12 protein-coding genes are annotated in these 10,911 nt (G+C 67.7%); 4 read left to right on the top strand and 8 right to left on the bottom strand.

From position 1 onward, the window contains the following. Positions 1-601 (bottom strand): transposase (locus U9979_RS22075; RefSeq protein WP_322780819.1); only part of this gene is annotated, 601 nt, incomplete at its 3' end. Positions 602-1,077: 476 nt separating this feature from the next. Between U9979_RS22075 and U9979_RS22070 the strand changes: the two genes are divergently transcribed. After that, positions 1,078-2,829, top strand: a complete 1,752-nt coding sequence (locus U9979_RS22070; RefSeq protein WP_322780818.1) for a protein kinase domain-containing protein — start codon at positions 1,078-1,080, stop codon at positions 2,827-2,829. On the opposite strand, the gene U9979_RS22065 is transcribed toward U9979_RS22070, so the two are convergent. Both U9979_RS22065 and U9979_RS22060 read right to left on the bottom strand, forming a co-directional pair. Next, entirely contained in the window at positions 2,798-3,634 is an 837-nt protein-coding gene (locus U9979_RS22065) for a hypothetical protein (protein WP_322780817.1), read from the bottom strand. The genes U9979_RS22070 and U9979_RS22065 overlap by 32 nt on opposite strands. A 339-nt stretch (positions 3,635-3,973) precedes the next feature. Continuing rightward, complete coding sequence (locus U9979_RS22060; protein ID WP_322780816.1) at positions 3,974-4,444, bottom strand: RICIN domain-containing protein; 471 nt, start codon at positions 4,442-4,444, stop codon at positions 3,974-3,976. A 530-nt stretch (positions 4,445-4,974) separates the two neighbouring features. Here U9979_RS22060 and U9979_RS22055 point away from each other — a divergent pair. Beyond that, on the top strand, positions 4,975-5,112 hold the full coding sequence (locus U9979_RS22055; RefSeq protein ID WP_322780815.1) for a hypothetical protein: 138 nt from the start codon (positions 4,975-4,977) through the stop codon (positions 5,110-5,112). Positions 5,113-5,282: 170 nt separating this feature from the next. Here the strand turns inward: U9979_RS22055 and U9979_RS22050 are convergent, their stop codons facing one another. From U9979_RS22050 to U9979_RS22035, 4 genes are all read right to left on the bottom strand, one after another. Next, complete coding sequence (locus tag U9979_RS22050) at positions 5,283-5,795, bottom strand: hypothetical protein (protein ID WP_322755282.1); 513 nt, start codon at positions 5,793-5,795, stop codon at positions 5,283-5,285. Then, on the bottom strand, positions 5,792-6,106 hold the full coding sequence (locus U9979_RS22045) for a helix-turn-helix transcriptional regulator (protein ID WP_322780814.1): 315 nt from the start codon (positions 6,104-6,106) through the stop codon (positions 5,792-5,794). The genes U9979_RS22050 and U9979_RS22045 overlap by 4 nt, the downstream gene beginning before the upstream one ends. Then, positions 6,103-6,438, bottom strand: a complete 336-nt coding sequence (locus tag U9979_RS22040) for a type II toxin-antitoxin system RelE/ParE family toxin (protein WP_322780813.1) — start codon at positions 6,436-6,438, stop codon at positions 6,103-6,105. Before U9979_RS22040 ends, U9979_RS22045 begins: the two co-directional genes overlap by 4 nt. Positions 6,439-7,083: 645 nt before the next feature. Further along, on the bottom strand, positions 7,084-7,578 hold the full coding sequence (locus tag U9979_RS22035) for a class I SAM-dependent methyltransferase (RefSeq protein WP_322780812.1): 495 nt from the start codon (positions 7,576-7,578) through the stop codon (positions 7,084-7,086). 399 nt (positions 7,579-7,977) lie between these two features. On the opposite strand from U9979_RS22035, the gene add reads away from it, so the two are divergent. Then, positions 7,978-9,045, top strand: coding sequence for an adenosine deaminase (gene add, locus U9979_RS22030; RefSeq protein WP_322780821.1), 1,068 nt, complete (start codon positions 7,978-7,980; stop codon positions 9,043-9,045). Between the two features lie 86 nt (positions 9,046-9,131). Beyond that, positions 9,132-9,809 (top strand): demethylmenaquinone methyltransferase, encoded by a 678-nt coding sequence (locus tag U9979_RS22025; protein ID WP_322780820.1) that lies wholly within the window; start codon positions 9,132-9,134, stop codon positions 9,807-9,809. 66 nt (positions 9,810-9,875) lie between these two features. Here U9979_RS22025 and U9979_RS22020 read toward each other — a convergent pair whose 3' ends face one another. Beyond that, a complete protein-coding gene (locus U9979_RS22020) occupies positions 9,876-10,595 on the bottom strand; it encodes a dienelactone hydrolase family protein (protein ID WP_322780811.1) in 720 nt (239 codons plus the stop codon). Positions 10,596-10,911: the final 316 nt, after the last annotated feature.

The raw sequence follows: 10,911 nt of genomic DNA, 5'->3' as shown, positions 1-10,911 counted from the left end.
CGGGCCGGGTGGGCGCCGGCTCGACGGGCCGGAAGCGGTCCTTTCGTCTCGTCGGGGCGGTGGGGGTGTGTCGGTCGGGGGCGGGCAGGGCCTGGATGCGGGTGAAGGCGGTGGCCAGGGCGTCGGCCCAGCGCCGGGTTTCGGGGATGCGGAGCCGGCGGCGGGGCTGGCCGTGGATGATCCGTCCGGCGGTGTGCAGCAGCCGGTAGCGGACGGTTTCGGGTTCGGCTTTCGCCAGCTCACCGTCCAGGCCGAGGAGGGCCGGCCAGGCCAGCAGGTCGCAGGCCATACCGACGGCGACGCACCACACGCTGCTGATCGTGAATTTGTGGGATGGGAGCCAGCGCAGGCCGGTGTCCTTGCCGCAGCGGATACGGGATTCCACCCGGGCCTGGACGCGGTGGCAGGCCTCCAGGAACGGGATCCGTCCGGTGGGCAGGTTGGTGGCGGTGACCTGGAAGCGGAAGCCCTCGTGCTGTTCGAACAGTGACAGCAGATCGTCACGGTACGGTTCGGGGATCTGGGTGATCGCCTCGTCGAGGACGGCGATGTTGTCGGCCGCGGTGTTCGCGCCCGCCCGACCCGGCCGGGGCCGGATCACCACTGTGTTCCCCAGATCCCGGCCACCGCCACCGCCACGTCGGTCAGCACCCGGCCCCGATCGTGCGTGGGGAACTGGCGGGTGCCCGCCGGCGCCGCCGACCGCGACCGGCAGCCCCTTCGACCAGCCCGTAGACTTCGCCTGAGAAGTGCCTCTTGATTCCGTTGACGACATGGACTTCAGACACCCGTATCGTCCCAGCTCAGAGGCACTTTTCCGTTCCCGGCCCGCCACGACCGATTAGATCAACAGTAATTGGCGTGAATAGCCGAGGCTAGGATTGGCCAGATTGTGGGTGGCCGAGCGAAGCGCCTAACGCAGTGTGGACGCGAGTGCCTGACAAGCCGTTGAGCTGCTTTTTTGGCCTTCGAGATTCGGAGCATGGGCGAATGGACGAAACCGTTGGCTGGGCAGTGGACGACACCGTTGGCTGGGCAGTGAGCGTGCCCCGAGGCTACCGAGTTGATACTTGGCGCGTGGTGGAGCCGGTCGCCAGCGGAAGCTGGGGCAGTGTCTACCGCGGCGAACTGGCAGCACCGGACGGCCCCGTGGCCGAAGCGAGCGTTGCCGTCGCTGGCACTGACGCCCAGGAAACCCCCGCCGCATCTGGTGCATCTCGCGCGCCTGATACCCCTGATACCGCCGGACTGCCCACGCAAGCGGCGCTGAAGTTCATTCCGACCGGTACGCTTTCCGTCCGGCAGCTCGCGCACGTGAAGGCGATGGTCACTCGCGAAACCGAGCTCCACCGCAGGCTGCGTCATCCTCGCCTCGTCCGGCTTTACCAGGCGCTGACCGTCGATGAAGCGGACCGGCCCGATCTGGACGGCGCGACTGTGCTCGTGATGGACATGGCCGACGAAAGCCTCGATGACCTGGTACGTCGTTCGCATGGGCCGGTCCCAGACGCCGAGCGCCTGATCGTACAGGTGTGCGAAGGAATTGCGTTCCTTCATTCTCGAGAGTGGATCCACGGCGATCTCAAGCCGGCGAACATCTTGCGGATGGCGGACGGGTCAATTCAACTGTCCGACTTCGGTCTGGCCGCCGAACTCGACGGAACTCATGGCTACCTGCCGCGATACGGCTCGCTGGACTACGCCCCCGCCGAACGCTTCGCCGTACCGCTGACCGAGCGTGGCGCAGCGGTCCGTACCACGCTGGATGTCTGGGCGCTCGGGGTCACTGCGCACATCCTGCTTGCTGGCCGTCATCCCTTCCCAGGTCCGACGGTCCGCGCGCGGGTCGCGGCGGTATCGGAGTATGTCGCGGGCCGCTGCGGCCTGTCGCTCGCTCCCGAAATCTCGCCCGGCTGGCGTGCGTTCGTGGCGGACTGTCTCGCACAGGACCACGAAACGCGACGCCGTCACACCGCGGAGGACCTGCTCGGGCGGGCGAGGCGGCTCGCCGAAACCGGTGGATCACCTGATGCGGATGCGTCACCGGCGCCCGGCCCCGCGATCGCGGCCACCATTGCTGGCACCGCGCCATCGCCGACCGAGGGTCAGTCGGGCACGTCGCTACCGGATACGCAGCTGCCTGAAATACATGGGACTGACCGCCACGGGACCGTTTCACCTGGACCATCGCGACGAAGACCCCGCATGAGGGTCACGGTGGGTGCTGCTGGTTTGCTCCTGTCGGCAGCGGCGGCAACCACGATCACAATGGTTATCTTGCCCGGAGGCGAACAGCCCACTCCCCTCGGCACCAGGCCGCCGTCGGCGGCCACCGAGAGCGGCGGTACGGACGTGGCGCGCTGGCTCAATACCGAGGCCGGAATAGCAGCCGAGTACTACCGCCTGATCATCCAGGCCGGCACCATATGCGACGACCCGCATATCAGCCCCGCACTGGTCGCGGCGATGCTCGAGGCGGAGAGCGGCTTCGACCCGAATCTGAGTGACCCCGCTCGTGACGAATACGGTATAGCTCGTTGGACACCACAGGTGCTTCAATACTACCTCCCGCCCGGTCAGCGCAGCGTGACGCCCAAGCCGCCGTTCTCGCCGGAGGAATCGATCCCCGCCGTAGGGCGCTATCTATGCGTTCTCGCCCCACAACTCGAAGAGGTTCCGGGCACTCCCGAGCTTCTGCTGGCGGCTGCCTACCGGTCCTCCGCGGACAGCGTCCGCAATGCGGGAGGGATCCCCGCTCGTTGGGTGAAATACACCGAGCGGGTGGCTCAGAACCTAGTCAGGTACCGACCGCGAGGCCAGACGGGCTGACCCGGAGCGATGGCGAGGCGATCGCGCGCTGGACGAGTGCGGCGGGCAAGCCTTGGTCAAGCAGCGCGACGTGCTCGACGCGCACGAGGTCAAAACGCAGCGCGAGGGACACCAACGCCGCTCGCTGCCAGTCCGCCCGAGCACCGGGGACGTCGGCTGAAGGTCTGCGGATCCTAAGCTTGGTGCGGGCGAGGTAGTCGATGTGGAAGCCCACGGCGCTGCGGCTGAGATCGCCGCAGTCGGGGTGCTTTGCCAGCCGGCGGACGACATCAGGTACTGATGGGATGACCGCCGACGCGCCGTCGCGAAGCCGAGGTTCGCACAACGCCACGAGAACCAGGAAGTACTTGGTGGTCTGGTCGAGTGGATAGGCCGAGGTCGTCGCATCCGGTCCGGCCGGCGCGATGGGCGTCTGGTCGAGGTATGTGTGCTGATGCGCGAAGACAAGGAAACTGACCCGGGTAACACCCGCTGGAAGGACGACACGAGAAAACTCGAACGGCACCGGCATGTCCAGCCGTCGTGGCGCGACCTTGACAAACTCGCCGCCACCCTCGGGATTCTCGACCACGTAGGTTCGGTCGGGCGAGAGGTTGCTGATTGTCCAGAAGTCCTCGGTCGCCCGGACGCGGCCGGCCGTTCGGGACACGCCTGGGTGGCTGAGTTCGATGTCCACAGGATGACCCCGCCCGCCCCGCCCGAATATCGCTTCCTCGCCCGATCCGAGTTCGCGTACCAGGGGTGACGGGGCTAATACATGATTGGCCGTCGGGTCTTGGGGAACCTGTACCAGGACCGTGTTCACACCGACTCCTTAGCCATGGCACTGGAAGATGATCGCACATCAGTGTGTCACGGCGGCAGCCGTGGCGGGACGGGATCCGGGGCCACCTGGCCTGGTTTCACCCCGCATCCCGGCGGTGACCCCCGCCTACCGGCGGCCGCCGCTCTCATCGATCACATGACATCGAGTCCATTAGCCCAGGGCCTTTCAGTAGGCCTGATCGCGAGAGCGCGCCGCGGAAATGGAAGTTTCCCTCTACCTGGACGATGGTCTTGTCTAAGGACCATCGTCCAGGTAGAGGGCGTACCCGCAGGGTGAAGCGTAACTTCCTCGCGTCCTCGTTCCACGCAGCCCGCTCGGCTACATGTGGTTGTACCAGCTCTGGTTCTTGCCGCTGTTGCACTCCCATGTGCGGAGGCCGCCGTCTAAGGTCTGGTCAAGGCAATGGCCGGTGGCCTGGTTCTGGAATCTGCGGGTCTTGTCGGCCCAGTACACGACCCACCAGCTCTGGTTTTCGCTGCTGTTGCACGCCTCTGATGAGATGCTGCCGATACTGAAGCTGTCGTTTATGCAACGTCCGGTGCCGACGTTCCCCAGGCGGACTGTGCCGTCCCCCCACGGGTGAACGACCCAGCGTTGATCGTCGGACCCGTAACAGGTATCTGCCACTAAGCCGCGGATGTTGCTATCGAGGAGGCACTGGCCGGTGCCCTGGTTCCGGTAGACGTAGACAGAATCTGCGGCCTGCGCTGCCTGCGCTGCCGGCGCCGCGACCAGCACTCCCGCCGCAAGGACCACCATCACGAACAGTAACCCGATCGTCCGTCTCACGCCGTCGATCCCTCCTCCGTGCATATGACCCTTCTACGGACCCGGCGTCACGCCAACCGTGGCACCCTGAGGTCAGAACATCGCGTTCGACCGGCCCTGCTTCCATCGGTCGAGCGCCCCGTCAAGAGGATCCTGGCCGGTAGGTCCCGTGAGCGGAACCTGGAAGGTCCCAGGGTCGGCGCTCGGCAGGTCCGTCTTTCAGCGCGGCGGGATAGCGGGGCTACCGGCAGTTTGTCGAGGACGGCATATCCGCAGGCCGCCCCACCGAGATTGATCAACAGCGTTTATGTCACCCATCGCGTTGATGCCTGCGTGGCGGTGGCGAGCGCCTCGACCACCGCCTCCACGTAGCGCTGGGGCGGGTCCCGCCGTAGCCGTACGAGACCAGGCCCGTTGGGTCCAGCCAGTGGGAAGCGAACCGGCCTGCGCCGGCGAGCTCGACGACCAGGACCGCGCCCCCGTCGGTGCGGGCCTGGTCGTCGGCCGTCTCGCCCACCTCGACCAATACACCGACAGAAGCCCGCCTAGACGTGCGGCGCGATCTGGTGGTCGAGGTCTGCAATGAGCCGTTCCAGCCAGTCACCGGGGCGGTTGTCGTCGATGCCGGTGTAGGTGGCTTCGAGGTCGATGCAGTCGGCGCGGTCGGACAGGATCGTCCGGTCGCATAGCTGTCTCCCTCATGGAGCGGCGATGATTCCAACCAGCCGGCGGACGAGCGGAGCCCAGGGAGGTGGTGCACGGATCATGATCATTTGGCGACAGCTGATGGACGCGCTCAGGCGTGGGTCCAAAACACCTCACTGGCGCGGAGAGGACGATGGCATTTTCGGCGACGCGGCTATCCGTCGATCTCCAGGCCTGGGATGGTCGCCTCGGAGGGTGGCCAACCTGGGACCGGGAGGCGCCGTGCAGTCGCCGCGATCAGCCAGTCATCCCCGTCCAGGTGCGTCACAAAGGAGTGCCCCGGAATCTTGCGACCGCCCTGCGTCCCGATGTACGTCGAGGACGTCAGGACGACGAGCTCCATATTCGCGCCGACGAGCGTCGTCCACCGAAGCAGGCCGACGCCCTTGCTCAGCCCTCGGTAGACGTACCGCCAGTGATCTACGAAGGCTGCGAGCATCTCGTCAAACTGCTTGTTGTCCGAGTCGTAGGCGGCTAGGTCTTCGGCGAGGTCGTCGTCGGCCTGGCGACCATTGACGTCCCAGACCCAGCCCTGGGCCAGTGCCAAGCGCAACGGATCGTCAAGCACCGTCCACAGGCAACGACCAGGCTTGTCGTTGTAGAGCTCGGTGATCCAGTCAGCGACAGTCTCATATCCGCCGGGGAAGTCTGGTTCGGTACCAATCATGCGTCGACGAGCTCGACAGTGCCGTCCACGACCTCAAAATGGAACGTAAGGCCCGTCGCCCGGCTCAACTTCGCAAGTGTCTCGAACGAAGGCTGGTGCTCGGCTTGCTCCAAGCGGGAGATCGCAGGCTGGGCAATGCCGACCAGCGCCGCCAACTCGCGCTGGGATAGGCCCTTACGGGTGCGGAAGTTGACGACCCGGTTGGCGATCTCGCGGGCGAACGCCGCACCGTCCCATACCCGGCGAAACTCCTCGTCGCTGCGCTGCTCGTCGATCACCTGGTCGAGTGGCTTGAGGTCTGAAAGCTTCATTTGTCCTCCTCCAGGTTGTCAAGGCGTCGCACGGCGATGGCGACGGCCCGCCGAAAGCCAGCCGGGTCAGCTTCGGCCTCCGGTCCAACCGCACCGATGACGAGGATCTGTCCGATCTGTCGATAGAACGCCCGCCAAGGGCTGCGACCCTGCCGCGGTCGAAGCTCTCGAAGGTGGCGTGCGGCCCTGATGTCACTGGTATGCGGGTAGCCCAACGTCGGACCGATGGCTCGTAGTTTGTCGAAAGCTGTGACGATCGCTGCCCGCTCCGTCGCGGGGATCTTGCCCAGCTCGGCATCTGCGGCGGGATGGATCAAGACCTGCCAGACCACCCGCCCACGATAACATACGTGTTATCGGTTCGCACCCTTCCCGGCTCTGGGAAGGGTGCCTGGGCACGCCGCAGGAATACTCTGCCCGACACTCACCGCTGATCGGACACCCCCACTCCCGGCTGTTCGCGTCGCCGTCCACGACGAGTGGCTTCCTGCACATGGCGCATGTGTTGTGCGCCCGAGCCCAGAGCACCTTCCGGTCATGGTCGCTGATCGCTATAACGAAGATCTTGCACCGCTACGGCAGGGCCTTGGCTCGTGTCCCGGCGGACAGTCTGAACGAGCCGAAGGCGGCGGTGAGCCCGGCTGCCGCTGCTGGCCCAGATCCGTCAGGTTCGAGCCGGTGCCGCATCAAGGGGGTGTCACACGCCGGTTCGTCGCGTGCTCCTCTCCGTCCCGCTCGCCGAACCCGGACCATCTGACGGTGCTGGCCCGTCCCGGCTTTGTCAGGGCTGCTCTCACCCTCTCCGGCGTGACCCGGCTCGGGCTGCGCTTAGTTCCCACCAGACTGCTGCGACAGCCTGACGAGGAGGTCTCGCGCATCCTTCGATCCTCAGTGCCTCACGGCGCACTCACGATTTGAGACACACCTGTGCGTCGCTCCTGCTCGCCCAGAGCGTGCCGGCGCGGGTTGTCATGAAACTACTCGGGCATTCCGCGATCGCCGTGACGATGAACGTCTACAGCCACGTCATGCCCGCGGCCTCCCGCGACGCCACCGATAAAATCGGCTCGCTCCTCGGTGAGGATCCCGTCACACCGACCGATGACGCCGAAACGACTGACACCGCTGGCGAGCTCGGAAGCGAAGATCACCGCGAACGCGGATAGGGCCACATCAACGCTCGCGGCCGGGACCGGCAGGCAGTCCGCCTCGCAAGGAAGGAACGAGGTGTCCGAACCCTCGTCGACGGCTTGGCCCTGCGCCACTTCCAGAAGCCGGGAGGCGGGGTCGATCCCGATGACGCGGGCGCCTGCGCCCGCAGCGAGCAAAGCGGCATTCCCAGTTCCGCAGCCGACGTCGAGGACACGCTCACCGGGGCACAGCGCAGCGGCGCGGACCACGGCGCGTGCCGCGGGCAGGAGGGCCGAGGCCGTGTCCTCGTAACGGCCGCGTCCCCAATCCGGGGCTCGCATCGGCACTGCTGACGAATCCGTCGGAGCGCGCCGCACGGCTGGAGAGGTGGCTTTGCTCGCGACCAAGCAGCAACGGCCGGCTCACCCCGCCATCCTCCCGTACCGCTCCCGCCCAGGTGCGGGACATCAAATGGCGAAGCTGGCCGCCCGAAACCGCGTCGAGATCGCCCTCCGGGTCCGCGAGACCCACCATCGGCGGCCCACCACCGGACAGACGCGATCGGCCAGACAGCCTGGGTACACCCGGGATCAGCACATCCGGGATCAGTCCCCACTCGCCCACGCCAAGCCGTACGGCGTGCACAGAGAGCTCGTCCTCGGATGTTCAGCCGGGAGATCTCTCGGGGGTAATGCGCCGACCCGGTGCGGGAGGCGTCCGGCTAGCCTGACCGGGTGACCGTGCGCACCGGACCGAAGATCGAGCTGCACGTCCATCTGGAGGGCACCGTCCGCCCGGAGACGCTGCTGGCGATGGCGCGGCGTAACGGCGAGCCGCTGCCGGCGACGACCGTCGAGGGCCTCACCGAGCTCTACCGGTTCCGGGACTTCGACCACTTCATCGAGATCTGGATCATGACCACGCACGTGATGCGCACCGCCGAGGACTTCCGCCAGGTCGTCGTCGACTACGCGGCGCAGGCGGCCGGGCACGGCGCCGTGTACGTCGAGGGGATCTTCTCGCCGTGGTTCCGGGTTCAGCGCGGAATCTCCTGGGAGGAGATCTTCAACGGCTACGCCGACGGCGTGGCCGAGGCGCGGGAACGGTTCGGCCTGGACATGCGCCTGACCCCGGACGTCGACCGCATCCTGCCGCCGGAGGCGGCCTGCGAGGTGGCGCGCCAGGCGGTCCGGTTCCGGGACCTGGGGATCGTCGGCCTCGGCCTCGGCGGGCCGGAGGTCGGTCATCCGCCCGAGCCGTACGCACGGGCGTTCGCCATCGCCGCCGATGGAGGCCTGGCCGCCGTCCCGCACGCGGGCGAGACCACCGGACCGGAATCGATCAGAGGCGCTGTCGACGCGCTGGGTGCACGCCGCATCCGTCACGGCATACGCGCCGTGGACGATCCCGATCTCATGGTTGAACTCGCGGAACGGAACATCGTCCTGGACGTCTGCCCGGTGTCCAACCTGCGGACCCGGTCGGTGACTGAGCTCGCCGCGCATCCGCTGTCCGCGCTCATGGCCGCCGGCGTCCGCTGCTCGCTGGCCACCGACGACCCGGCCATGTTCGACACCGATCTCGGACGTGAACACGCGGTGGCCGCCGCGTTGGGCGTGCGTGCCCGCGACCTCTACGAGGCCGGGGTGGCCGGAGCGCTGTGTGACACCGCGACCCGGGCGCGGCTCGCGGCGATCGGCGCCACCACCGACTGGGAGGCGGCACAGGCCGCGCTCGCCATGGCGGCCGGAGACGATCAGCTGGCCGTGGATGTCGCCGCCGCAGGCCCCCCGGCGGTGTTTCGGTGAGCGGGGCAGGCGGCAGCGCCGCGCCGACGCCCGGTACCTCGGCCGGCCGACCCGGGCTGGACAAGCGTCCGGACGAGGTCGCGGCCATGTTCGACGGTGTTGCACGCCGTTACGATCTGACCAACACGGTGCTGTCCGCCGGCCGGGACAGGACCTGGCGCATCGCCACCGCCGACGCGCTCGAGCTGCGGCCGGGACTCCGGGTGTTGGACCTGGCGGCCGGTACCGCTACCTCCTCCCGGGCGTTCGCCGCCCGCGGCGCCGCGGTCGTTGCCTGCGACTTCTCCCTGGGCATGCTCAGGGTCGGCCGCCAACGTCTCCGTCAGCAGATCAATACTGCCGGTGGCGGCATTGTTGCTCTGGTCGCCGGGGACGGCCTGAAGCTGCCGTTCGCGGACGCCTCCTTCGACCGGGTGACAATCTCCTTCGGCCTGCGCAACGTCGTCGATGTGGACGGCTGCCTCGCGGAGCTGGCGCGGGTGACCCGGCCGGGTGGACGCCTGGTCGTCTGCGAGTTCAGCCGGCCCACCTGGGCGCCGTGGCGCACGGTCTACCTGGAGTACCTGATGCGGACGCTGCCCGGGCTCGCCCGCGCGGTCAGCAGCAGTCCGGACTCCTACATCTACCTGGCCGAGTCGATCCGCGCCTGGCCGGACCAGCCGGCCCTGGCCGCGCGCATCGGCGGAGCCGGCTGGACACGGGTCGGCTGGCGCAACCTCACCGGCGGCATCGTGGCACTGCACCGCGCCACCCGCCCCTCCTGACCCGGTATCGCGGGTATCGCGGGTTACCGGGATAACCTCGGCGCCCCGGGCGGCCAGGCTTGATGATCAGGCTGGAATGTGGGCGTCCAGCCAGGCCAGCGTGCGGGCCCAGGCATCCGCGGCGGCGATGGCGTTGTATCCCGTGGGCCGTACGTCGCAGTGAAACGCGTGCCCCACGCCCGGGTAGCGGACGATTTCGGTCGGCACGGCGGCGTCCCCGGTGGCCGATCGCATGGCTTCGACGTGTTCCACCGGGATGCTCTGGTCGAGGTCACCGAAAAGGCCCAACCACGGTGCCTGGAGGCGGGCCGCCACCTCGACCAGGGGCGCCTCGCCGAACCGGCCCTGGACGAGCCCGCCGCCGTAGAAGCTGACAGCGGCCCCGAGCGGACGGTGCGCGGCGGCAATCGTCGCCACTGTCCCGCCCATGCAGAAACCGACCACCGCGATGCGGTCGATCGCGGTTCCCTCGTCGGCGAGCAATTCCATAGTCGCGTCGACGTCATCAAGGATCTCAAGGCTGTTGAGCGCCTGCGTGGTCGGTCGGATGGCGGCGATATCGGTGTCGTAGGCGAAGACCGGTGACCCCGCCCGGTGGTAGAAGGCCGGCGCGATGGCACGCCAGCCGACGGCGGCGAAACGCTCGCACACGGTCGCGATGTACCCGGTGAGCCCGAATGCATCCTGGGCGACGATGACACCGCCGCGGGGCACGTCGGCCGGATGCGCGACGACAGCATCCATGGGTCCGTCCGCCGTGGACAGTGTGACGGTCTCGACGCTCATCCCGTGCTCCTGTCCGGTCGAGTGTCCGGTCGCGCCCCGGGTGCTGCGGGGCGGGGATCACAGCCCCTGATCCGGTACATCATCCCCACTCACCTTACGGCCATGGTGATCCATTTGCTGGGGTTCGGACCCGCGGTTCGTCGCTGCACGCGACGCGGGCCTGTTCGCGATCCCGGCACCTGTGCCAACCGCGGGCGCAGGGCCTAGACTCGCCGTTGCGCTCGTGAAAACGTTCACGAGCGGCGGAAGTATGGCGAGTGGGAATACCCCGGCGATCCGGAGCGGTGCGTGATCATGACAGCGGTCGAGGCCGAGC

Origin of the sequence: Protofrankia sp. Cas4 (assembly GCF_963555915.1) — a bacterium.
Lineage (GTDB): Bacteria > Actinomycetota > Actinomycetes > Frankiales > Frankiaceae > Protofrankia.
This window is presented reverse-complemented; position numbering and strand designations above follow the sequence as displayed.

What these genes read in the sequence shown, in the direction of transcription:
- U9979_RS22050 (WP_322755282.1), bottom strand. Translation starts at nt 5,795, where the DNA reads ATGATTGGTACCGAACCAGACTTCCCCGGCGGATATGAGACTGTCGCT.
- U9979_RS22045 (WP_322780814.1), bottom strand. Translation starts at nt 6,106, where the DNA reads ATGAAGCTTTCAGACCTCAAGCCACTCGACCAGGTGATCGACGAGCAG.
- U9979_RS22035 (WP_322780812.1), bottom strand. Translation starts at nt 7,578, where the DNA reads ATGCGAGCCCCGGATTGGGGACGCGGCCGTTACGAGGACACGGCCTCG.
- U9979_RS22025 (WP_322780820.1), top strand. Translation starts at nt 9,132, where the DNA reads ATGTTCGACGGTGTTGCACGCCGTTACGATCTGACCAACACGGTGCTG.
- U9979_RS22020 (WP_322780811.1), bottom strand. Translation starts at nt 10,595, where the DNA reads ATGAGCGTCGAGACCGTCACACTGTCCACGGCGGACGGACCCATGGAT.